The following is a 24,271-nucleotide window of genomic DNA, read 5'->3' on the forward strand; positions in this document are numbered from 1 at the left end:
TTTTTTAGTTCCTGATCTTCATGCTTCCAGCTTTTCCAAGATCAGAAAAAAAGAAGTTCTCCGCCGACTGTCTAAATCCCGGACAACTTCTTCATTGAGTATTTCATTCAGGCTAAAGCGCTCCCCGTTTAGCCTGAATTTCAAGCCATCTTCCGATCAGAATCAAACTGGCAAGCGACAAGCCGATCCAAAACGCTCCTGACTGTAAAAACGGCAAGGCCTGTGCCGACGCCCCGGCCGCGCCCAGATTGACGGCGAAGAAGCCGAAGAAAAACCAGGATGATCCTTTATCCGCGTCATATCCGGACCCAAACGTCAAACTATATGCGACAAACACCAGCGTGGCGCAGAGTGAAATCCCGACGGCCTTCCAGGTCAGCGGCAGAGCCAGGCTGCCGAAGGGAATGAACAGCTGCATTCCCAGGATGATCAGATCCATAATCCACAGACTGCCCAGCACAAAGCCCTGTGCGATCAGCTGACCTGCCAGCCGTTTTTTCCGCGCGGCCGGAAACAGGTTCAATGCGTAACCTCCGCTTTGAAACTTTTTCGTCAGCTGCCAGCTGGCCGCAAAATCGCCGACAAAGAACACCAGATAAACATAACTTCCGTGCAGAAAGACCAGGAAGACCAAGGCCACCAGGAGTTGAAGACCCTGATCCCGGGTGCGCCGGCGTTGATTTTTGCCATGCAGCCTGATTTCCGCCAAATCCAGAATTCCGCGCAGCTGCTCAGAAATTCTCGGGAATTCCAGCTTATCTAAAGAATCCTGCTTCTCTTTTCCAATCAGTTCGATACGGGTTAATCCGATCGACATCACCAGCACGAACGCCGCGGCCAAGATTAACGAGGAAGACAACGCTTTATCACTAAATTCCAGCGCGCCGATGACAACGACTAAAATAAGCGCATTGTAAATCATCGCGGTTTTCCAGGTGCTGAGCGCTTGTTTTTCTTTTTCCCAGCGCAGGATAATCCAGCCATACATCGCCCAGAAAACAACAGCGGTCCACGCCAAGACCCCGGTCAAGCCCGGACGGCGCACATTCATCACCAGACCGCAGCCACCGACTAAGCCGATCCAGGTCATCGTTACTGTAAAAAGCAGAATAATCTTGCGATCCCGGTTGGAAAGCGGCAGCGTCTCCAGCATCCTTCCGCTGGTTCCCTCCTCGCCATCGCGCCAGTCCAGCATTTTATTCGTAAAAACAAGCGCGCCGGACAACAACGGAAACAAGGCAACCGCTACACTCCCCGAAGTCAGAACCAGGGAAAGGACGACCACTCCCAAAAGACCGCCGTTGCACTGAAACCAATACCCCCAGGCCAGCCGCAGCCGATCAGAGTTCTTCATACGTCAGATCCTGCGCCAACATGATTTCTTCCAGCGTCGCGGGGGTAAAGACTACCGGAAGATGCCGCAGCTGCGCCGCATGGGTGCACATACCTTCCCAGCCGGTCTCCGTCGGTTTCGGTTTCAGCACAAAATCTTTCATTTCCTTCGGTATTTTTCCTTCACAGCGGAAATGCTGCCAGTTCTCCATCAAAATTTCCTTGGAAGCGGAGAACTTCACATGGCCGTTTTCCAGACAGGTCACATAATCCGCGATTTTATCCAGATCCGCCGTATTGTGCGTGGAAAATAATAACGAATGATCCTCCTGCTGCATGAACTCATATAACAGATCCAGCACTTCCCGCCGGGACACCGGATCAAGATTCGCCGTCGGCTCATCCAGAATCATCAGCTTGGGATGATGCGATAAAGCGAAGATGATCGAAAGCTTAACTTTCATCCCCGCTGAGAATTCGCCGAACGGTTTGCCCAACGGCAAGCGGAACCGGTTGAGCAGCGTATGATACAGAACTTCGTCAAACTGATCATAAAACGGTCCAATCCGGCGCATCAGCTTCATCGCATGGTAGGAATCCGGAAATACAAACCGGTCGCTGACCACGCCCAGCTGATTTTTAATCTGCCTTTCATTCTGATCCATCCGCATCCCCAGTAATTTGCAATGCTGAGCACGCGCGGGCGTACTGTCCAGCAACGCTTCAATCAGCGTCGTTTTGCCAGCTCCATTGCGGCCGATCAAACCCATAACATAACCACACGGCAAATCAAAATGATCGATGAAAAGATCAAAGTTCGGATAATGCACCCGCAGATTCTCTGCGGAAATTGCGTTTTCAATCATGACTTCTCCCTCTTTTCCTGAATTACAGTTTTTTGTGCCTGATCAAACAAGGTCTGGATCTGCGGCAGCGTGAGTCCCAGCTTCAATCCCTTATCCAGCGTCGCCTGGAATTCTTCAATCAGCTGCGCTCCCGCCTGTTCCTGCACTGTTTGAACATCCAATGAACAAACAAAGCAGCCTATGCCCTGACGGGTTTCGATCATGCCCGCTTGTTCCAGATCATCATACGCCCGTTTCACGGTGATGATCGCCACCTGCAGCTGTTTCGCCAGCTGGCGGATTGAAGGCAGCTGTTCCTGCGGCCGCAGCTGTCCCTGACAGATTGCCGATCGAATCGCGTTTTCGATCTGCAGATAATTCGGATCATTTGAATTGGAACCCAGAAGTATGCGCATAGGTCTCCCTCCACTGTTATTATAGAATAGACACAGTTGATTTACAATAGATACAACAGAATATTATCTATGCTCATTCAATAATCACTTACACGAGAAAGAAACAAGCAGCATTAAATCATTATGTATAAGAATTTGCAGCATCATCATGACTTTATGCTAATTTATAATCCATGAAATTCCATGCCAATTTCTGAAATATATTATAGTTAAATTCTTATTCCTAGGGTAGGAAGAGAGAAGGACATACGAATATTTAAATCCAATTTATCTTTTTGTTCATATCCTTTTTCAAATCAAAACACCAACATAAAACATCATATATAAAAGCCTTTAATTACGTTTCTAATTCTCTTATTTCGAAAGCTTTTTTAGTTTGAAAAGAGTAAAAGACACTAACAACGAAAACCTATAATCGCTTGGATATGCGCAAGAAAAAATTCTAAGATGTAATTCACCTCGATGTTCTCCGGATATCTTTACGGCCTTCCGTTTCCCATTAAAAATTTTAAGATGTAATTCACCTCAATGTTCTCCCTTTGATAAGTGAATAGTTTGTGGAAATTATCATCCTCATTTTAATCGTTTAGCGCCCCAGGTTCAAATAGATCTCCAGTTCTTGATAATCGTTGAATTCCACGATATCGGAGGTGATATATGATAATGTCTCCGACCACTCAGGCAATGAATATTGTTGCTTTTCAGAGAATGCTCCGAGATAGCTGAGCGCCACTTCCCGATAATCCGGACAATACCTGAGCTCTGATATAAACGTATTTAACTTCTTCGCTGTAAATTCAAGCAAATCTGCCGTCACTGCATATTTTTCAGGATTTAATCCAAAATGAATTTCATCCGTTTTCTCATCTAACTCCCGGTATTCCTTCGTCATTTGAAGGCCCTGCTTGATGCCAAAACCTAAGGTTAGCATTTGGCTGATCAGGATAACAACACAGCCGAAAATAAGTTTTTCCACAGACTTCATCGAACTTGGATTCATCATTCCTTTTTCTTCTATAAAGGCCGTCATAAAACCGAAGCAGCTGCCCAGGACAAAAAACAGACTCAACAACAGAAAGATTAACGTCCAATTTTTCAGACGGACTTTCCATAACTTACACTTTGTCTTATCCGCCCATTCGGATGATGGATAAAGATCCTGATGAATCCGTAAAATTCGATAAGAAGCTGGATGGAAAATCTCATTCAGTATGAATTGAAAATTCAACCTGAAATCATCACGGATCCTTGATTTAAATAAGCCTAAAGCATAATCTTGGTCTGCGATTTCATCTTTTGACCAAAAAATGATCTCTTCTCTCTCTTTAAACGGCTTTCGTTTCAGCCATGGGGTTTTCATCATTCCCTGGATAACAATGCCTTCTTCTTCCCCCTCGTTCAGCAGCGTCATTAAATTTTCCAAAGCGTCCAGCGCGGTCGTTTTTTCCAGATCCGCTACCGCGATATAATCACTGGTATCCTTGTCCAGAGCTTTGATCAATTCCAACTTACGGCAGGAATTATTGAAAAATATATAGGAAATTGAAAGATCATTTTCCGCTTCTTGCCGGATAAAATCACGAACCGCCGAATCCGCCCTTTCCTCGATCATCAATATAGAAATCTCAACCTTGATCTTCCCTGAAAGCTGCTTCAGTATTTTAAGACCATCCTGATTTTTCTTCACTTCTTTTGAACAATACATCAGAACTAATAGTTTTTCCATTTTCGTTTTTCCTCCTGCTTCATTTTTTGCCAAAGTGACCAGGATAAACCTGATTTCTCTGAAATCTGACTTGGAAATCGACTTCGAATCTTCTTCATTACCGCATAAGCAACCAGACTGATTCCGCTGATACCGGAAAGCAGCGCGCCGGCTTTCAATCCGGGCGTACAGTAGCTAAAAACAATTGTATGATCCCCTGCTTCTACCGGAATGGTCATGAACATGTAATTTCCCTTGATAATCTCTGTTTCTTTGCCATCCACCTTTGCTTTCCAGCCGCGGCTGTAAGGAACACTCAAGCATAAATATTTATCTTCCGACAAATGCAATGTTCCGGTAATTTCATTGTTGTCCATTGCTTCGATTGTCAAGGGTTCTTCCCTCAATTCCTCAACCGCAGCCGCATAACCCTCCAGTGATACCGCGTAGATCTCGATTGTCTTCAAAGAATAAACACCCGCCTGACTGAACGTGATCGTACATTGCCTTTCATAGCCTTGGCTTATTCCTAAATCAAACAAATAATCTTCCCGCTCCAGATACCAGGTATATTCGGGTGAGGAACACTTCGCCGGGGATTGCCCGTGTTGACTGTGAACAGTAAAATCCAACGTTTCTTTTCCGGATTGATCAATATTCAGTCCCGCTATCCGCAGATAAACTTCATCATGCGGGGGGCAGCGGAAGGAAAGGGTCATGCTTCCGCCCGGCTTTTTTACCTCGATCCTTCCTGCATTCCATTGAACACCTTTAGTCGAAACAATTTCATAATTCATGCTTTTTATTGCTTCAAGCTGCTCATTTATCGGAGCTTCCCCCAAGCTCTCCGAATCAGCTAAAATCACAGACTGCAGCATCAATACTTGTTTTTCCAAACCATTGAGTTCTTCTGTCTGAGTTTCAGAAACACTTTGACGATACGTATAGCCTAATGGCAGCGCATACTTATTTTCATAGATCTGATATTCTGAGTTTTCACTCCAGACCGTAGGAACATAACCAAACACAACGGATGGATCAGACTGGTCATTCCGGTCGTTTTGAATTTTCGGGCCGGTTTCAGCCTTCTGACTTGATTGCGCCTGAAAAGGGGGCTGCATCCCCGGGCTGGTCTGCGATTTCAGCCGGTCTTGGTTTTGGGAGTTTCCTTGCGTTTTCGACTTCTCCTGCGGCTTAAGAGCAGCTTGTTTTTTCAAATCAGACTGGGGTTCCTGCAGGGACTGCCTCTGCTTGTTACTATCGATAAAGCCTTGACTGTCATCGGTCTTTGAATAGGCTGGCTGCGACCTTCCCTTCTCAATTTGATATTGCATGGAAAGCAACGTGTTCGTGAACAAAGACGGCCCGGTGCTAATCAACCTGAACGCGGTATATAGTCCCGGACATTCGGTTTGCATATAGAAATCAGTCACAGGCTCCTCTACAATACTCCAATAAAACAGCGGGGTAGAAACTCCTGCCAACATACCGCCGTTGGGCAGCAGGTTCGTGCCGTTCACCCGCACTCCGCTTGTCTGTGTCAGACTGACAAAGCTGGATTCCGCGCTGCCCGTCACGACTTTCTCTGTGGCAAAGCCAACTTGCGCATAATCATGAACCGCCTGATTTAAGCTATAGTAGGAAACAACATTGACGATGACATTGAATCCGACAAATGCAAAGATAACCTGTGCTGCGAACCGCGGGCGGGGCCAGGCTTTAGCCGTCAGCTTCCGGAACCAGAAATTTGTTGCGAGTATCGCCCAGGTGGCCCAAAGCATACCGCTTGTTAACGTCAGGTTTACGCCCGTCATCGTTTTGCACAACAACTCCAGGCAGGTATAGCCAATCGGAATCAGCGTGCAGAGAATCAGAGTCGGGTTTGACATCCGGATCAGACGCGGCAGCTGATCCGCAGTAATATAAGCAAGCAAGAGAGCGAACGCAAATATCCAGCGGCGAGCGGAATATGAAAAGCCATTCATCATTGAACCCGCGGGAACCAGCCAATAAAGTAAAAGCAGCACAATAAAACTTAACTTAAGCGTTCGCTTGCCCTTAGTCAGCGCCAGTGAAGCCAAAGCAAACAAACAGATTGCGGCCATCCCCAGCGCGCCCTGACCGCTCAAGGGTCCGCTCAAGGTCATAACATCCCGCAGATACTGAGAAGCTGGATAGAACAGCGTGTTCCAGGAGACGATGCCGGAACGATAACTGGAAAGAAAACTCAGAATTGCGGGAAGCAGCACCGGCGCCGCCAAGCCAAGGCCGCCTATATAATGCACTGCGAACCGCAAAAGTCCTGACGTTCCGGCTTTTATCCGATCCTGACGAACCTGATCAAAAAAGCGAAGAACACCATAAAGAGCAGTAAGCAGCGACATCATATATAAAAAGTAAAATCCGCACAGCGCGGAATATGCGAGCGTAAAAATAAAGAGAAATGAAGTTTTTTTATGCAAAATCTGGTCACAGCCGACGATCAAAAGCGGGAATTGAATTGCCGGATTCAGGAAAAATGGATGCATCAGCCCTGAACAAAGCAGCGCTCCGCTGAAAACATAGACAATACTTCCGGTGAGTGTCGATATTCTGGATTTTCTAAAATACCGGCAGAGATAACAAAACGACAACCCGCTGAGATACAAGCGCAGAAGAATCAATCCCGTGTATAAATATTCCGCAGCCTGTGCCGGAAAAGCGACTGAAAGAAGATTCAGCGGATCCTGCAGACCGTAATAATTAAGCGTCGTGAAAACATCCATCCCCAGACCCGCGTTGAAATCTATCATCGGGATCGTAAAATTGCCCTGCATTCCCTGATGGAACAGATTCCGCCAATATTCCCCGGTATAAACCAGAACCGGATAATGCTGGGAAAGACCGTCGGCATTCCAGATCAGCTGCCGGCTTTCTCCCCAAAACGGCCAAAAAGCCAGAATAACAATCGCTAAGAATAAGAAGGTATAGGCTAGAGTCATGGATTCCCGCCATTTTTTTCTTCGTTTATCCTGCCTTTTTGCTTGAATTTGTTTCATCAGATTTGACCTCGACTTTCCTTCTTTAATCCACATTGCAGCTTCGGTTTCAGAATAAAGGAAATTCGCGTTCTTTTTCAAAGGTGAAATTGCGGCAATCCTGCGGCAATGATTTCCCCGGAACGCTGCGGATGGTATAATAAAACAAAAGAAGCGAGGAGGCGGATCTATGTCTCAAATCCTTTATGTCGCAGATGACGAAAAAAACATTCGCGATTTGATTGCGGCATTCTTAAGCAAAGAAGGCTTTTCAGTCTCAACCTTTGCGGATGGCGAAACTCTGCTTAAGGCCTGCGAAGAATGTCTGCCTGAACTTGTTATTTTAGACGTCATGATGCCGAAAATGGATGGTTTCAGCGTGTGTTCCAGCCTTCGTCAGCAATATCCACAGCTGCCGATGATAATTGTCTCCGCCAAAGACAGCCCGTATGACCGGGTTACCGGACTGACCCTGGGATGCGACGACTATCTGATCAAACCCTTTCTTCCCCTGGAACTTGTAGCGCGGGTGCGGGCCTTACTGCGGCGGGTGAACACTCAGGCAGCGGACTATGAATCAGGAACGCTCGTTTTCGGCCCCCTTGCGCTCTCCATGGATTACCGTTCAGCCGTTCTCAACCAGAAACCGTTGATGCTGACCCCTACAGAATTTGATTTTCTGGCTTATCTGATCCGTCATCAAGACCGGGCGGTCAGCCGGGAAGAACTGTTGAAGGCACTCTGGCAGGTCGATTGGCAGGCGGATACACGGGCCGCTGACGATTTGGTTAAACGTCTGCGGAAGAAATTCAGAGACTTGCACAGTCCGGTTCAGATTGAAACAGTATGGGGTTATGGATTTCGTCTGCAGGAGTCTGAGCCATGAAGAAAAAAAGCATCTTAACGCATATTCTTCTGCATGCAGTTTTATCCCTTTTGCTCGTCATCCCGCTGACCTGCGTTATTTTTCGAACGCTCGCCCGGGATTTTGCTTATAAAGAAGCTGAGCAGAATTTGACTTTACTGCAGAAAAACGTACTGCCCTTGATGCATACTTACTTTTCATCCGAGCAGGAACATCAATCTCCGGAATCCGTGCGTCTTTTTTTACTACAGCTGAGCGAATTGACAAAGAAAACAGAAAATAAAGCGGAGATTCTCGTCTTGTCACAGGACATGAACGTCATCTTTCCTCACACGGAAACTGCGGCGGCCAGCGTTGACCCGTTAGCCGCTTTGATTGTGGATTATATCGAAGAACAAACTACTGAATTTTCCACGATGACCGCCAGGCTGACAAACAGCGGCAGTCAATATTTAATCCAAATCTACCGCATTCCCTACCGTGGAAAACAGCTGAAATATTTGATTACCTACTGTTCAACCGAATCCATCGATCAATGGGTGAACACTGCGGTCAGCCTGGTCCTGGCAGTTTCCAGTTTTATCGGACTGTTGATGATCTTCATTTTCTATCTATGCGCCCGCGGCATTACACAGCCCTTAGCCCAGCTGGCTAAGACTTCGGCCTGGATTGGCGAAGGGCACTTTCAAACCCTGGATTCGCCCTTTTCCATTAAAGAATTGGAGCTTCTGCGGCTTTCCATGAATCAGATGTCCGAACAGCTGCGGCAAAATGAACTCCAGCAGCAGCATTTCTTCCAGAATGTATCCCATGACCTCAGAACTCCGCTGATGTCGATCAGCGGTTATGCGCAGGGCATTGAACAAGGAGTATTCAAAGATCCGATACCGGCCGCTTCCACCATTCTCGAAGAAAGCAGCCGCCTGAGTGAACTTGTAAATCAGCTGCTCATTCTGTCGCGAATTGAAAATATCTCTCAAACACAGAAAAAAAAGGAACCCCTTGCCCTGGCCCCTTGTCTGCAAAGTTATATCGACCGATATCAATGTCTGGCCCGCCGGCACGATCTGACTTTGACGGTTCTGCCGTTTCCTCAGAATCTGCTTGTTTTTGGAAACAAGGAACTTCTTTTACAGGTTGTCGATAATTTATTATCCAACGCTTTACGATATGCCCGCCGAGAAATCATCCTGCGAATTGATCTCAAAAACGAAAATGTTCTTCTGCAGGTACTTGATGATGGAGACGGCATTTCAGGACAAGATCTTCCTCATCTCTTTGATCGCTGCTACAAAGGGAAAGGCGGAAATTTTGGCATCGGTCTGACCATTGCCAAGACCGCGTCAGAGCGTATGCAAGGTTCGTTGACAGCGGACAATCGTCCCGAAGGCGGGGCAATATTTACATTAACGCTGAAGCAAGCGCAGTGTTCAAGTCCGCAAAAAACATAGATGTAATATTCGTTATCAGGCTGGACTTGGATTCAGCCTTTTTTCTTCGCACAAAAAGTAAAAGCCATTTCCTTTCAAAGAGAATCAGCGTGGTTCCCTGGAATTCAATTTTAAGAAGAAGTGACTCACTACATAAAAAGACATCCTGCCCCGCAGAATGCCCTCGTTCTCTTATGCTTGATTTACTTTGTTGACGCTGCGCTTCCGTTCCGTCTTAATGATCTCAGTTGAAGCGGCAGCCGTTGGTCCGTTTGCGTCCGAAGTCCACAATCGAAACTTTGACATTGGACCGTTTCCCGTTGCGCACGCTCGGATAATATTCCGAACCGGTGAACAGATCGATCGTCGACCCCTGCACCGCGCCGCCCCGGTCGGCTACCACGGCCAGAAAAGGTTCGCCCGGCGTCAGTCCCTGACCATTGAATTTATGGTCGCTGATTTCCACCAGCGTGCATAACGGCAGCGTTGAAGACGCGGCAATCAAATAATAACCGTCGTAAGTAATCCCGTCTTTCCAGGTGCCGTCAGACTGACGCACCCCGGTGGTGCTGATTGCGATGCCGGCCGGCGTTCCCCCGCCGCACCCGACGCAATCCGCCCCATAGGAAGTCACGCGGCTGGAATAGAAGTACGCTTCCTCCTTCACCTCAGAGCCGTAGCTCATGACAATCGGCTGAGCTTCGATGACTTCTGTGGAATAAGGCACCAGGACACGCGACAACAAGTTGCCCTCCTGGTCGTAGGTCATTTCATAGGTATCGTTCTGAACCTTCGGACTTCCATCGTCCGTTTTGGAAATCATCCAGGAAACGCCATTTTCTGAGATTTCCTCGGGATGGACAAATACGGTATCCTGCGCTTCCAGAAACGTCGTGATCGTCTCCTGCGCCGTCCGGTACGGAAGCGGTTCTTCGCTCGCGGCTCGCGAATAACTAAAGGTCTGCAGGATCAGTGGTGTCTTGACTTCTTCCGGGATCATGATCAATGCGGTCATGCCCAGACCTAAGCATACTAAAATTCCAAAAAGCACTGCTTTTTTCATTTTATTTTCCTCCTTTCACCAGAGATCGTAGACTCTTCTCTTATTTCAGAGTTCGTCTTGCGGGTGGAATAAAGCTTGATAGTTATCCCAAAGACTCTGTTTCAACGTTTCTTCCTCCATCCCGCGCAATTCCAGAATGGTTTTCGCAGTCAGCGGAAGATACATCGGCTCGTTCCGTTTTCCCCGGTAAGGAACGGGCGTCAGATAAGGACAATCGGTTTCAATCTGCAAATGCGCCAGATCCACGTCCGCCGCCACCTCTTTCGGGGTTTTGGCATTTTTGAACGTGACCGGTCCGCCCAGGCCGATCGTGTAGCCAAGTTTGACGAATTCCCTGGCCATTTCCCGGCTGGAGCTGAAACAATGGATGATCCCGCGGCGGGCAGCGGGATGCTCGCGCAGAAGGGCCAGCGTATCGCCGATCGCGTCGCGGCTGTGGACCAGAATCGGTTTGTTGACCCGGTTCGCCAGCTCGATCTGACGGATAAACGCCGCCTGCTGCTGAGGATGATTGTCTTTATCCCAGTAGTAGTCCAGGCCGATCTCACCGATGGCCGTGACATTCTCATTATAGACCAGAGTTTCTAGTTTATGCCAGTCTTCTTCCGTAAAATCACGCAAATCACTGGGATGAAAGCCCACCGCGACGTCAAAACGCGCGTCTTCGGCCTTCATTTTCAAGGCGGCTTCCGCTTCTTCCAGCCGGCAGCAGACGATCATCATCCGCGCGACGCCGGCATCCAGCGCCCGCTGGCGGACGTCCTGAGCCTCGCCGATCAGATCCGCACAGGTCAGATGACAGTGCGAATCAATCCAGCCTAGAGCTTTTCCCATACCGAAGTGCCTGCGATCCGGTCATGCAGCGAGCTGTGCTGATCGGAATACGCGAAAATCGCGGAGAACACACCCAGGATCCAGATCTGCAGCGAGAACGCCTTCATCACGCCGCGGATCAGGCAGTCGCCGAACGATAACGAGCCATGTTCCTTCTCGACTTCCAGCTTCATGATCAGCTTGCCCACGGTGCCGCCGGCGAAGTAAATCATCGCCGCCTCATACAAAGCATAGACAATCACGAACAAAAACGATGTCGAAAACAGGAAGCGGAAATGATGGAGAAACGGCAGCCAGCTTAAAATCCAGCGGATTAAGGAGAACGCTATTTCGAGAATGCCGACCGGAATTCCGATCAACAGACTGTCGATAATCAAAGCGATAACACGGTTGGTAAATAATTTCATGAATGATTCCTCACTTTCCTAAACAAAACTTGGAGAACAGCGCATCCAGCAGGTCTTCCCGGCTGGCTTCGCCGACGATTTCTTTAAGTGCCATATATGCCGCCTGCAGATCAATGGTCACTAAATCCAGTTCCGCGCCATCCTGCAGCGCGTTGACGGCCTGCGCCATGGACTGGCGGGCCTGACGGGCCAGCGCGATCTGACGTTCATTCGCCAGCGACGGCAGTTCCAGCATCGCATGATGGTGTTCGTAGCGTTGGTTGATCTGATCGATCAACGGTTCAATCTGATTCTGAGCGGCACAGATGGAAATGGTGCCGGAACGATCCTCAGCCTGCGGCGCGAGATCTTTTTTATTGATGACGACGATCCGGTTGCGGCCTTCAGTCAGATCCAGCAGGCGGCGGTCTTCGTCGTCCTGCGGACGGCTGGCGTCCAGCACGATCAGGATCAGCTCCGCTTCCTCCAGCGCCTTCATGGAACGTTCGATCCCGATCTGTTCCACACGGTCCTCGGTTTGATGGATCCCGGCGGTGTCGATCAGATGGAGCGTGACGTTGCGCAAATGGATTTCTCCTTCGACCAGGTCGCGGGTCGTCCCGGCGATCTCGGTCACAATCGCCTTGTCTTCTTCTAACAGGGCGTTGAGCAGACTCGACTTGCCGACGTTCGGTTTGCCCAGGATGACCGTCTTTACGCCTTTTTTCATGATGCGTCCGCTCTCCGCCCGCTGCAGGATTTCATCCATCCGGATTAACCAGGACCGGGCCTGGGGCAGAACGCTTTCCCAGGTCAGCTGTTCGGCATCCTCGTATTCCGGATAGTCGATATTGACCTCAATATTGGCAATGATGTTGAGCAGCGCTTCGCTCAGCGGTTCGATCAAACGGCGGATACTGCCGCGGATGCCCTGAATCGCCAGCTGCGCCTGCTGGGAAGAATCGGCGTCGATCATATCCATGACCGCTTCGGCCTGCGTCAGATCAATGCGGCCGTTGAGGAAAGCCCGGCGGGTAAATTCCCCCGGATCGGCCAGCCGTGCGCCTTCCGCCAGCACCAGCGCCAGAATTCTCCGGGTAATGTAGCGGCCGCCATGCCCGCTGATTTCCACAACGTCTTCGCGTGTAAAGGTTTTCGGCGCGCGGAAAACCGTCAGAAGCACCTCGTCGACAGCTTCCTTACTGATGGGATCGATGATATAGCCATACCGGACGGTATGCGTCGGCTGATCATCCACCCGGCGGCTGAACAGTCGTCCGGCAATCGCCAGACTGTCCGGGCCGCTGATCCGGATTACCGAAATCGCGCCGTCCTGCAATGCGGTAGAGATCGCCGCTATCGTATCATTCAGCATTCTCTCACCTCCGAAATGTTCATGGTACAGTTTATCATATTTTTAGGATTTGCCTAGTGAAATCCTTCAATCTCCCTTTAAAATAAGGGATTCTTAAGATCTTTTGGAAAATATTTCTGGCGATTTAAGTTCTTTTTAAGATTTTTACTTTCTTCTTTTCACGATTAAACGGATACAAAAAAACTGGAATCGCATGGACTCCAGTTCGCTCAATCCTTAAATCTATCTTATTTTTTCAGCAGTTCGCTGACCGCTTCGCCGACAAACTTGCCGGTGTTGACGGAATAGCCCATCGTGTTGCCCGGAAGCAGGAACATATAGCTGTCGCCGTAAACCGTGCAGGAATCCGTGCCCGCCGAGTACAGACCGGTGATGACCTGATCGTTCTGATCCAGCACTTCCAGATTGGAATTGACCTTGATGCCGCCGAGCGTGCCGTAGCTGGATGGATAATACTGCGCCGCATAGAACGGAGCGGTTGTGATTGGCTTGAGATACGCCGCGCCCTTGCCTAACGGATCGTAACCGTCGGCGCACAGCTGGTTGTATTCCGCAACCGTCGCCGCCAGGCCCTGCGGATCGATGCCCATCTTGTTCGCCAGTTCTTCCAGTGTATCAGCTTTGACAATCGCCGTGTAGCCGGATTCTTCCATCGTCTTGAAGTTCGCGTCAAACTGTGTGAAGTTGTCGGTATTCCAGACCCGGCTGGTGAAATCGACATGATTCGCTTCGACATAGCTTTGCTTGATCGCCTCATCGAGAATCATGAAGCCGGTGTTGCCTGTCTGATTGCGCAGTGAGTTGCCGGTATAGGTTGTGTTCTGCACCTGTTCCTCGTTGAAGAACCGCTTGCCCTGTTGATTGACCATCAGGTTCGGCTGCTGAATGACGAGCTTGATATCGTTGGTGTACGATCCGGTTGAGCCTGGCTGGAAGATATCGAAGATCATTTCCTCGATCATCTCCGATTGCTTCACGCCGGCATTCCACGCCATCTGGATCCCGTCGCCTTCATGCCCCGGGAAGCGCATGCCGAAGAAGTCCTGATCGAGATTCAAAGCGAATTGTTCCTTAACCCATGCTTCGTTGTTGCCAAAGCCGCCGGTCGCGATCAAAGCGGCATTGCACAGGAAATGATAGCCCTGCTTGCCATCCGCGCTGACGGCACAGACACCGCTGACCTTGCCGGTTTCCGTTTCCAGACGGCAGGCCGGCGTTTCCAGGTAGAACTCCACGCCCAGTTCGCGGGCGCGGGCTTCCAGATGATCAGTCATGGTCTTCGCCTGACCGCCGCCGATCACGCCGGTTTCTGATTTGACAATGTGCCAGGTCGGATAGGATTTTTCAAAATAACGCGCGGCTTCTTCAAATTCGACGCCCATCGCTTCGATCCATTCCAGCGTTTCCTTCGATTCCTCGAAGTACCGGCGCATCAGCACGCAGTCAGTGCGGTAGTGCGTGTACTCCGTGAACATGTTGTACATCGCATCTAAATCCAGTTCCTCGCCCTGTGCTTTCTGCAGCTCCGTACCGATCGCAAGGATGCCCATACCGAATTTTGCGCAGCCGCCAGTTGCTCCGGTTTTTTCCACGACGGCGACAGACAATCCGTTTTCCGCGGCTTTCACGGCAGCGCACAGACCGGCCGGGCCGGCTCCGACAATCACGAAATCCACGGTTTTCTCAGTGATCGCATCCGCGGACAGCGCGGTATACGGCGCGTCTAACGCGGCTGCGACGGTGTCCCCCGTAGCTTCCGGCGAAGGTGTTGATGTGGTGTTTTCCTGGGTGCTGCAGGCCCCCAGCAGCCCCAGTGCGCCCATGCCCGCGGCTGCGGCCAGGGAGCTTTTCAGAAACTCTCTGCGAGATAAATTCATTTCTAATTCCCTCCTCATGTTTCTGAAAACATTGTAGGGTATACAGGTACTGTACAGGCAAGTGATATTTTTAACAATCCCGGAATGGGACGTAACATTTATGATATTCGATCGTCTTGCCCTCCTGGGTATGGACCAGAATCAGGCTGGTGCTGACAAAGGAATGCACCGTCTTGCCGGAGGCGATCATCTCGTCCCGAAACGCCAGCGCTTTTTCGATCAGCTGACCCGGCATCGCATCCCACTCACAGCGGACACACCGCACTGCCGCCAGCGAACCGGGCAGCTTCCGCATTTTCGGATGAAGCGGAATCCCGGCGGCCCGGGCATTAGCTTCGATGATCCCCAGACTGGTGACTGACCGCCAGCCGGAAGGTCCTTCGATCAGATCGGCATGGACGCTGGTCAGGGGCATCGCCGCGATCAGCGCTTTCAGCGCCGGCAGATCCGCGGCTGTCATGTCGGCAAAAGCATCGGCGGTCAGTACGTAATAATCAGGACAAACTTCGATCCGGGTGCAGGGCCACTCGCACTCCTGAAGCACTCGCCGGTATTTCCGCAGTTCTTCCCGCCGCTGCATGAGCCGCTCGATCTGCGCGTTCAGCTCCTGTTCGCGCTTGTTGATCCGGGTCTGGATTTCCGGCAGCGTCAGCTCCGCTTCTTTTACAAAGGTAGTCAGCGTTTCATCCAGTGAAAACGACATCGACGCATAACGTTTTAAGTAAAACAGCTGAAAAATATCGTCAATGCTGTACCAGCGAAAATCATGTTCATCCCGCCGCGGATGAATCAAGCCTTTTTCTTCATAAAAACGGATCGCTCCGCGCGTATTATCAAACAAATCGGAAACTTCCTTGATCGTAAACCATCCGTTTTTCATCCCGATCACCTCAGTCTGATTGTATCATGAACGGCTTGGGAAAGGCGTTATAAAGTGATAATCAAGAATGGGCGTGGCTTCCTTTACGGCTTTTGTCTGTGGACAAGTCCAGCCCCAACCAGGGAAGCTCCGCCAGCCAGATTAAATTAAGCAAATCGAAAAAGCTAAGCGCCCATTCGCCGTTTAAATCAGGGTAAAAACTGAAGAGCGCATAAACGCTGATCACCGCCAGTTTGATCGCAATAAATCCCCAGCGGATCTTTCTGGCCTTTTTCAAGTACAGCGTTGTCAGTCCTGCCTGAAAGAGAAACGCAACAGTCTGCACAAGTCCGATTGACAATCCAAGGCCCAGGATTCTTCTCAAGAATTTCAGAATCAGCGTATGCGGAATTCCGAGGATCTCCAACAGCAGCGACGCCGCAAAATAACCATCGTCCAGCGGCATCAGCGTCATTAAAAAGAGGAGAACCGCCAGTCCTGCCGCAAAGCTTCCGATGCATTGTCTTGCATCGCTGATCCAAAATAAATAAAAGCCCACGATCATCATTCCGACTGAAATCATAACGAAAGAAATCCCCGGCTGAACCCACGGCTCGCCATAGAATCGCAGCGAATGAAGTTCCGGTCCCCAGCTCAGCCAATAGCCCAGCGATATCGACAAATAGATCAGCAGCCAGCTGCCCGCACGGTATAGGATCATTCTGTATCGCGAATTATTCATCGTTTGATCCCTTTTCTGCTTTCAAACTTTGCTTTGCGGGAGTGTCCATCCAAATCCACGGAATTTCAGCCAGTCTGACCAGCGTCAGCATACTGAAGAAACTGAGCATCCAGGTATTATCCACACATTCATATAAACAGAAAAGCGCATAAACGCTAATTATCGCCAGCCTGGAAGCAATACATCCCCAATGGAGCTTTTTAATATATTTGAAACTCAATACGATCAAAACAACCTGAAGTAAAAATAGAATTCCTGTGACCGTTGAGATAGGAATGATAAAACCGGTAATTACTTTAATGATCTTTAAAATTATCAAATAGGGAAGCATGGGCAAGGTATAGAGCAGAAGAACACCTAAATATCCATCGTCATAGAACATTATCTCTAATACAATAAACTCCAATATCAGTCCCGCGGCGAATCCTGGCAGAGTGTGAATGGAATCGCTGAGGATGAATAAGACCGCGCCCAGGATCGCCAATCCGATAAGAATAAGGAGCGTTGGCATTCCCGGAACGATACGGTCATTTCCATAAAAGTGGAAAAAACGACATCCCCCATTAAACTGCCAGTAGCCCAGCACGAGGGATAAATAAAGCAACAGCCAGCTGCCCGCACGGCTTAGAATTTTCTGCCAATTCGTATTCATCCTAGCTTCCTCCCTTTCCTTGATTAATCCATTTTTGCAGCGCCTGAATTCCCTGTTCTCCTATGGATAACCAGACCAGAATTTCCAGAACATAGGGATATAAAGAACGTAATCCGCCATGGATCGTGCCGATCGCAAATACATTCGCTAAAATCGTCATGCGAACCGCTGTCCAAGTCCAGTGGACTTGTTTGCGGACAAGCAGAACAAACAATAAGATTCCACATAACGTCCAGGTCAGACAGAAGGCCACAGAAACATCCGTCCAAAGCCAATCCCTCGATGCCATAAACTTCATACTGAAGGGGGATAACAGGGCTAAAGCAAATGTTAAATCTCTATCGTTAGCCCAAATTTTCATTATTTTAACGAACAGCAGCAGGATCAGGATCACTGCAGAAGCTGTCCTCAGCTTGAAAAATGGAAGCTTCTTTCTGAATAAGAAAACAAAAATCCCGGTGGTCAACCCGGCGGTCAAAACGGTAAAGACCAATGCAGAAGAAGGCTTTTGCAGCATCGGAGAGGAAGGACTTGTCCCTAAAATTTCCTGATACTGTGGGGCATATCCCCACCAGACGACGCAGACGCCGGCCAGGATCACAGAAAATAAGATGGCTGCCGAAATAATCCGGTCTTTCAGTTGTTTCATTCCATATCACCCCAGATTCTTCCTTTTTCATTGTAGCATAGCCGCTTATCGGAAAACCTTACGATAATATTACATTTGTAGACCTGATTTAATCCTTGTGTTTTTGGGCTTCTGCTGATATGCTGAGAGCCAGACTTATTGATTTTATCCTTATTATAAGAAACTTAACAGGAGGTTCTTCCGATGAATAACAACAATGTATTCGATCTGCTTGAAGCGGATTTGCGTCAGGCAGTTGAGGCGCTGCACTACACTCAGCCCACCCCCGTTCAGGAACAGGTGATTCCCGTTTTTCTTGAGGGCCGAGATTGTCTGGTTCAGGCGAAGACTGGCTCAGGAAAAACTGCGGCCTACGCACTCCCCGTTTGCCAACAATGTCATTTTGAAGACCGTCTTCCGCAAGCCTTAATTCTCGCTCCAACACGCGAGCTGGCTGATCAGATCACTCAGGAAATCCAGAACTTCAGCTTGTTCCGACGTCTGACGTGCGTGCGGCTGGTGGGCCGGCAGCCGATGAAAAGTCAGAAATATCAGCTGAAACAGCGGGTTCAGATTGTCGTCGGTACCCCGGGCCGGGTGTGGGATCATATAGAACAGGGAACACTCGATTCCTCCCAGCTGAAAATGATCGTCCTGGATGAAGCGGATCAAATGTTCTCGCTGGGGTTGACGGAAACTGTTCATCAGATTTTAGAACAGCTTCCTTCCCCTGTTCAGACATGTTTGTTTTCTGCAACTTTAAGTCCTGAAATTTTACAGCTGGCGGAAATCACGGTTCACGATCCTTTAATGATCCAGATTGATTCACCATGCCAGACGAATCAAAATATCCGCCTGACCTCCTTAACGATTTCCAACACGGAAAAACTTACCGGTCTGCTTCATGTCTTTTCCACTATCCAAGCACCCTCCGCGATTGTTTTCTGCGACCGGCAGGTGACCGCGGAAGAAGTCGCGGAACAGCTCAAGAAAAGAGGACTTTGCGCGGATGCCCTGCATGGCGGGATGGAACAGGATCAGCGGTTTGCCGTGCTGAAACAATTCCGTCAGGGACAGCTGCGGATTTTATGCGCGACCGACGTAGCGGCGCGGGGTCTGGATATCGACGGTCTTTCGCTGATCGTGCATTGGGATCTGCCTTTGAATCTGGAATCTTTCATTCATCGCTGCGGACGCTGCGGTCGGATTGATCAGCCGGGCACTTCGGTTGCCCTTCTCACGCCGAGTCAGCAGAGTCGCTATTCCTCTTTCTTGAAAACATTAGAAACTCAGGATGAAGTTTTTGAGCTGGATCCGTTTGATGATCACTCAGGATTAGCGCATTGGAAAACAAAAAGTCAAAGACAGCCGGAGAAAGCGGCAGAACTGAAACAAAACAAAGCGACAATCTTAATCCGGGCCGGCCGGCAGCATAAGCTGCGCCCTGGTGATTTTGTCGGTGCTTTATGCAGCGCGGGATATTCCGCGGAACAGATTGGAACGATTGAAGTGCAGGAACGGGTGACCTTTATCACACTGATTCAAGCCGATCCGCAGCCATTAATCCGCACCGGAGAGCTTTCTGTTAAAGGCAAGCTCCGCCGGGTTGAACGGGCTCGCTCGCTCTAGTTTCATTATACCTATTTCATCATCATAAGCAGAAGTTCCGGCGTTCGCCTAGTTATAACGCAGAACTTCTGTTTTTCATATTAGGAAAGATGGTATAATTTCATCATACAAAGAAATGTTGGAGGGTCAACCGTGAAAAAGTTATATGGATTTTTAAGAATCCTCTTGTGGTGCTTCATCGGTGTTTTTCTTGGCAGCAGCCTCTTTCAGTATCTTGATTACAAAGCCCATCCTGGTCTGTATGAAATGCAGTCTGCCCCGTGGTATACGGCAATTCAGATCCGCGGCCTTTTTACGGTTGTGCTGGTCGTGATCATCCTCGCGGCGATGGTAGTCATCCGTAAGAAAATGAAATAAGTCAACGCAATTTTTGCGGAGGAAACCTGAAATGAGAAAGAAATATTTGAGTATGCTGATTATCGGGTTAAGCCTGTTGTTTATGGGCTGTGTCAATCTGTTGTTAAAGAACTTTAACATCGTGACCCTCATTCAAATCGGCTTTGGTATTCCCTATATTTGTATTGGAGCCAAGAACATTAAAAGTAGAATAGATTGAGGAATTAGATGAAGTGAGATGTATGGGATGAACGCCTATCACGTTGTAACTGATAAACCTAAGTATATAGAACAACAGATCATATTTGATGAAGAACATCACAGCGGTGTATTTCAAAAAGTACAGGATAAACTAAATTTTGTAAACGACATATACTCCAATCCATAAAAATATAACCCTGAAACATAGATCATCCTACGAAAGTCGAACTCAGGGAATTGGCATTAGAAGAAGTACAACAAAAAAATATCCGCAATTCTCCTCGCGTTTGAGTTGTTTATATGTTTCTAAGATATTGGAAGAAGCCGATCAATGGGTAGCTCTTTCGTAGAAATCGGACGTCCCACTTATCATGTTGTAAAATTAGAGATTGAAGAAAATTGTTTTATCGGCGATGCTACAAAATGTTGTGATGGAACACCGGATAAAAATAAAAATTTACTGTTATCGAAATTGTTAAAGAGATCCATCGGAATTTACTACAAAAATGAAATAGAGTAGAAAAATCTATATTTCAATATCCCTCAGTTTATTGGATAATGAACTACAAATTTGTAAAGGAGTGATAGCAATGTGCGACACTTGTTCATCTGTAGAATTAATTGATTTTATGCGCACCCCTGATGATTTTGAGGACGCTGTTCAATCCATTAAGTTCCTTCTAAGAGAACGCAAATTTATATTGGTAGATGGAAATTATAAGTTAGGCTGCCCTAAGAATGAACAAGGACAATGGGTGAATGATATTCTTTATTGTGTTATAAAATGTCCTGATTGCGGCCAGCTTTTTTCTTGTTCAGTCAATACGTACAGAGGAGGAGGTTCTTTTAGGAAAGGAGGTTTCATTTGAAAACTGTATCTAAAAGGAGACAATATGTATGAATCAACTGGCACTTTTATATCTTATACGAGTTGAAATTCAAAAAGTGATCGGCTTTTTATTGTATGTCCTTGGCACAGGATTTTCTATCACCTGTACGGGAGCACTCTATTTTGCCTATCTATTTATCGCGACGCTCGTCATCGGCTGGATCTTGTTTAAGGCGAATGCAGAAACATTGGCAGAGCGGGGAAAAACAAATACAAATTCGCCGCTATGGGATAAAATCCTCTTATTTATTTTCTGGTTATTGAACTATTTTGTCGTCTATCTGTTTGCCGGAATCGCGGAACAAGCAGAACACTTCAATATTGGATTTGCTTTCGGGATACTGTTCACCCTGTTTGCGGCATGGCTTTCCACAAAAGCAACGTTGGAAAATACCTTTCTGGAATCCACCGCAAGAATCCAGGGTGATCGGAATCAAACCGTATGCACAACCGGGCCGTATCGCATCGTGCGTCATCCCGCCTATAGCGCGCTGATCATCAACTGCTTTGGCGTCAGCCTGATTTTTCCTTATGTCAGCGTTGGAATTTGCATGGCTGTAACAGTAATCATTGTCATCATCCGAACTCTATTTGAAGACAAGATGTTAAAGGAAGGTCTGAATGGATATCTTGACTATACAAAAGAAACCCAATATCGATTGGTTCCTTTTGTCTGGTAAGGGATGAGATTCATTTCAGCTTATCTGTTCATTCCTCCCTAAGCCTTTGTTCCAAAAATGGATCTGATCCGCCTAATTTCTGCTGTATCCGCGGGTTCACAGAATTGTCTGTGCCGCAGCGGACAAAGAATATTTCCATGACCGGCCGTAACAAAGTGCGGCCTTTTTTACTTCATAGTAATCATCCAGATTGTAAACTTTGATAGCTCAGAATCATTCTTGCGTCTTTGGTTTCCGCTGTCCCTAAACCTTAATGCTTGGATATCGCAAAAGCCTGTCAGGACGTCTTTCATTTCATAAAATTTCTTTTACTCCGTACCTTTCTGAGAATAGAAATCCTGATATCGGGTGTTATTTCTTATTTCAGCATGATCTCCGAAGAACGCATTCTCATTGTCTTCTTGATCTTTCAGATAAAGGTCAAGCCACGCGATCACATAACCGTTTGCTTCGTAGAGAATGTTGCCATGATCTACGTCGTCAGCTCTGCGAAATGCTGCCTTATCCCCTCGCAAAAACGCATACTGCTCCTGCAATTCTGCCAGGGGTGTTACCGTATCACTGTCAAACGGACCGGTTCCGGCAATGATCATCATGGGAATCTCTATTTCTTCGAGTCTGAAAGCATACTGCTCCTCTGTCCCTAATTGAAATCCCCATTGCAGCTGCAAAGCCAAATCATTATTCGTAGGACTTAAAGCAAACGCAGCTTTATATCGGTTTCCGTTTTCATATTCGGTTATTGCGTTAAAGGTACCGATTCCGCCTTGCGAATGACCCCCTACGGCGATCTTATCAGTATCGATCCACTTAACAATCTCTTCGGTATTCAAAGCAAAGTCTAACGTTTCACTTGCGTGTTTTCCATCCCAGTTAGTACCATAATCGTTACCGACAATCACATATCCCCAGGAAGCAAAATGCTCAAAAACCGCTTCATATTTACTGCAAGGCGTTCCAGATCCGTTGATCATCACTACCAACGGATATTTTCCTTCTTTTTCGGGATACCAGACAACAAAATGATTGGTATTGTTGTCTCTTTCATCCTGGGGTGCGTCATATGTTTTTTTCACCACTTCATATTCGCCAAGATGATTGTATTTATTTTCAATCACACCCTCGGTAGAAATCTTTTCCCAATATTTTTGAGGCGCGTTCTGATTTTTTGACAAGATGAAGAGAAACACAGCGATGCCTATGGAAAGCACCAACACTACGACAAGTAAAATCTTCATCAGTATCTTAAAAAATTTTTTCATGTTTTTTTATCCGCCTTATTCACTCATATATTTTTCCAGATATTCTTCTACTTTTGTCATATATTCAACATACATTTGATTATCGTTTTGTAAGCCATGACCAGAGTGAGGAAAGACGAGATATTCATGCGGAACACCCTTTTCAGTCAAAGCTTTATCAAGCCGTACCGAAGCTTCATACGGCTGGAATTTATCATATACGCCATAAGCCATCACGGTCGGCACGGTATTTTCATCAACCCAATATAGGGCAGAAACCTCCTTCGTCAGTTCTGCATAAGCTTCCGTCCCGAACATTTCTTCCGTAATCTTTTGCCCTGTCATCACGCTGAACATGGCAGCGGCCGCCACAGGATCCTCATCAAAACCGTAGCACTTCCAATCCTCCGGATAAAAACTGGACGGTCCGACGCCTTCAAAAACCATCCTGACAGGAACCGGAGAATCCTTAGCGTCGCGATAAGCATAAATCAGAGCCAGGCAGCCGCCTGCGGAACCGCCGGATATTGCCATCCGATCAATGTTATAGCCCAGTGCTTCTGCCTCTTTTATAATAGAAGGAATGCTTTCTTTGATCTCCATTGACTGCGTATAAATATTGGCATTGGGATTTTCTTCTGAAAAAGCTAAAGTATAATTAATTCCTGCCGTCACATAGCCCAGCGAACAAAGCCATTGAAGCATTTTCGCATCATCGCTCTTATCTCCGGATGTGAATCCTCCCGCATGAAGATATACGATAAGACCATAGGTGTCTTTTGAATCATCGGTAGGCACATAGAGGTCAAATTTATTTGCGGCTCCCTCGCCATAAGACAAATCAGGATAGGTCTTGCCAATTTCATCACTCCACTTTACAGTGTACTTTCTCATTTTACGCGGAGTGTAGGTTATTTTAAAAATCGCAGATCCCACGAAAGAGAGAAGAAACGCGATAATGCTCATGTACGGTAAGGAAGCAAGCAACCGAAAACAAGAGATAGACCGCCAGCACTACACTATTCCGAACCAAAGACCAAAAGATAAGCATTGTGGGAAAATCTAAACTTTTGGATTTTCCTACAATGCCGACTACGGCGGAATCCTTCCCACTCCTTATATCTTTATTTCCGTATACATTGAATTTGTATTTAGTAAATGCTATAATGTCCCTATTCAAATTATAAATGTGTTGAATTAGTTACATGTACATATTTTTTGTGCCGCATAAATACCCTGTTGAGGTTGTCGTTCTTTGTCCAGATGTGG

Annotated in this window: 21 protein-coding genes; 5 read left to right on the forward strand and 16 right to left on the reverse strand. The window is 47.6% G+C overall.

Translation table 11 applies throughout. The annotated features are described in order from the left end of the window. Positions 1-112: 112 nt before the first annotated feature. From DWY25_RS09940 to DWY25_RS09960, 5 genes are all read right to left on the reverse strand, one after another. A complete protein-coding gene (locus DWY25_RS09940; RefSeq protein WP_117895101.1) occupies positions 113-1,354 on the reverse strand; it encodes a hypothetical protein in 1,242 nt (413 codons plus the stop codon). Next, positions 1,341-2,198, reverse strand: coding sequence for an ATP-binding cassette domain-containing protein (locus DWY25_RS09945; RefSeq protein ID WP_117895102.1), 858 nt, complete (start codon positions 2,196-2,198; stop codon positions 1,341-1,343). Before DWY25_RS09945 ends, DWY25_RS09940 begins: the two co-directional genes overlap by 14 nt. Then, on the reverse strand, positions 2,195-2,593 hold the full coding sequence (locus DWY25_RS09950; protein ID WP_117895103.1) for a GntR family transcriptional regulator: 399 nt from the start codon (positions 2,591-2,593) through the stop codon (positions 2,195-2,197). The genes DWY25_RS09945 and DWY25_RS09950 overlap by 4 nt, the downstream gene beginning before the upstream one ends. A gap of 586 nt (positions 2,594-3,179) precedes the next feature. Beyond that, entirely contained in the window at positions 3,180-4,319 is a 1,140-nt protein-coding gene (locus DWY25_RS09955) for a hypothetical protein (protein ID WP_117895104.1), read from the reverse strand. Then, positions 4,304-7,336: a YfhO family protein gene (locus tag DWY25_RS09960; RefSeq protein WP_181981780.1), complete on the reverse strand. Its 3,033-nt coding sequence runs from the start codon at positions 7,334-7,336 to the stop codon at positions 4,304-4,306. The genes DWY25_RS09955 and DWY25_RS09960 overlap by 16 nt, the downstream gene beginning before the upstream one ends. 169 nt (positions 7,337-7,505) lie before the next feature. On the opposite strand from DWY25_RS09960, the gene DWY25_RS09965 reads away from it, so the two are divergent. Together DWY25_RS09965 and DWY25_RS09970 are read left to right on the forward strand one after the other, a co-directional pair. Further along, a complete protein-coding gene (locus tag DWY25_RS09965) occupies positions 7,506-8,201 on the forward strand; it encodes a response regulator transcription factor (protein WP_117895106.1) in 696 nt (231 codons plus the stop codon). After that, positions 8,198-9,631 carry a sensor histidine kinase gene (locus DWY25_RS09970; RefSeq protein ID WP_117895107.1) on the forward strand — a complete coding sequence of 478 codons (1,434 nt, stop codon included), beginning with the start codon at positions 8,198-8,200 and terminating at the stop codon, positions 9,629-9,631. Before DWY25_RS09965 ends, DWY25_RS09970 begins: the two co-directional genes overlap by 4 nt. Before the next feature lie 223 nt (positions 9,632-9,854). On the opposite strand, the gene DWY25_RS09975 is transcribed toward DWY25_RS09970, so the two are convergent. The 9 genes from DWY25_RS09975 to DWY25_RS10015 all read right to left on the reverse strand — a co-directional run bounded on the left by DWY25_RS09975 (position 9,855) and on the right by DWY25_RS10015 (position 18,047). Then, positions 9,855-10,673 carry an RlpA-like double-psi beta-barrel domain-containing protein gene (locus DWY25_RS09975; RefSeq protein WP_117895108.1) on the reverse strand — a complete coding sequence of 273 codons (819 nt, stop codon included), beginning with the start codon at positions 10,671-10,673 and terminating at the stop codon, positions 9,855-9,857. A gap of 45 nt (positions 10,674-10,718) precedes the next feature. Beyond that, positions 10,719-11,507 carry a TatD family hydrolase gene (locus tag DWY25_RS09980; RefSeq protein ID WP_117895109.1) on the reverse strand — a complete coding sequence of 263 codons (789 nt, stop codon included), beginning with the start codon at positions 11,505-11,507 and terminating at the stop codon, positions 10,719-10,721. Continuing rightward, entirely contained in the window at positions 11,492-11,914 is a 423-nt protein-coding gene (locus DWY25_RS09985) for an RDD family protein (RefSeq protein ID WP_117895110.1), read from the reverse strand. The genes DWY25_RS09980 and DWY25_RS09985 overlap by 16 nt, the downstream gene beginning before the upstream one ends. A gap of 10 nt (positions 11,915-11,924) precedes the next feature. Further along, the gene (gene mnmE, locus DWY25_RS09990) at positions 11,925-13,268 is read right to left on the reverse strand and encodes a tRNA uridine-5-carboxymethylaminomethyl(34) synthesis GTPase MnmE (protein WP_117895111.1); all 1,344 of its coding nucleotides are present in this window, start codon (positions 13,266-13,268) and stop codon (positions 11,925-11,927) included. A 227-nt stretch (positions 13,269-13,495) separates the two neighbouring features. Beyond that, positions 13,496-15,145, reverse strand: a complete 1,650-nt coding sequence (locus tag DWY25_RS09995) for an FAD-dependent oxidoreductase (protein WP_181981781.1) — start codon at positions 15,143-15,145, stop codon at positions 13,496-13,498. A gap of 70 nt (positions 15,146-15,215) precedes the next feature. Next, entirely contained in the window at positions 15,216-16,025 is an 810-nt protein-coding gene (locus DWY25_RS10000; protein WP_117895113.1) for a MerR family transcriptional regulator, read from the reverse strand. 61 nt (positions 16,026-16,086) lie between these two features. Next, on the reverse strand, positions 16,087-16,746 hold the full coding sequence (locus tag DWY25_RS10005) for a hypothetical protein (RefSeq protein ID WP_117895114.1): 660 nt from the start codon (positions 16,744-16,746) through the stop codon (positions 16,087-16,089). After that, positions 16,739-17,398, reverse strand: a complete 660-nt coding sequence (locus tag DWY25_RS10010; protein WP_117895115.1) for a hypothetical protein — start codon at positions 17,396-17,398, stop codon at positions 16,739-16,741. The genes DWY25_RS10005 and DWY25_RS10010 overlap by 8 nt, the downstream gene beginning before the upstream one ends. Before the next feature lies 1 nt (position 17,399). Further along, complete coding sequence (locus tag DWY25_RS10015) at positions 17,400-18,047, reverse strand: hypothetical protein (RefSeq protein ID WP_117895116.1); 648 nt, start codon at positions 18,045-18,047, stop codon at positions 17,400-17,402. A 183-nt stretch (positions 18,048-18,230) separates the two neighbouring features. On the opposite strand from DWY25_RS10015, the gene DWY25_RS10020 reads away from it, so the two are divergent. The 3 genes from DWY25_RS10020 (at position 18,231) to DWY25_RS10035 (ending at position 21,761) form a co-directional block, all read left to right on the forward strand. Then, positions 18,231-19,655: a DEAD/DEAH box helicase gene (locus tag DWY25_RS10020; protein ID WP_117895117.1), complete on the forward strand. Its 1,425-nt coding sequence runs from the start codon at positions 18,231-18,233 to the stop codon at positions 19,653-19,655. Between the two features lie 132 nt (positions 19,656-19,787). Continuing rightward, on the forward strand, positions 19,788-20,012 hold the full coding sequence (locus DWY25_RS10025) for a hypothetical protein (protein ID WP_117895118.1): 225 nt from the start codon (positions 19,788-19,790) through the stop codon (positions 20,010-20,012). Positions 20,013-21,089: 1,077 nt separating this feature from the next. Then, entirely contained in the window at positions 21,090-21,761 is a 672-nt protein-coding gene (locus DWY25_RS10035) for a methyltransferase family protein (RefSeq protein WP_117895120.1), read from the forward strand. A 308-nt stretch (positions 21,762-22,069) separates the two neighbouring features. Here the strand turns inward: DWY25_RS10035 and DWY25_RS10040 are convergent, their stop codons facing one another. Together DWY25_RS10040 and DWY25_RS10045 are read right to left on the reverse strand one after the other, a co-directional pair. Beyond that, a complete protein-coding gene (locus DWY25_RS10040; protein WP_117895121.1) occupies positions 22,070-23,023 on the reverse strand; it encodes an alpha/beta hydrolase family protein in 954 nt (317 codons plus the stop codon). Between the two features lie 15 nt (positions 23,024-23,038). After that, entirely contained in the window at positions 23,039-23,968 is a 930-nt protein-coding gene (locus DWY25_RS10045; RefSeq protein WP_117895122.1) for an alpha/beta hydrolase, read from the reverse strand. Between the last annotated feature and the right edge of the window lie 303 nt (positions 23,969-24,271).

Origin of the sequence: Holdemania filiformis (genome assembly GCF_003459085.1) — a bacterium.
GTDB lineage: Bacteria > Bacillota_I > Bacilli_A > Erysipelotrichales > Erysipelotrichaceae > Holdemania > Holdemania filiformis.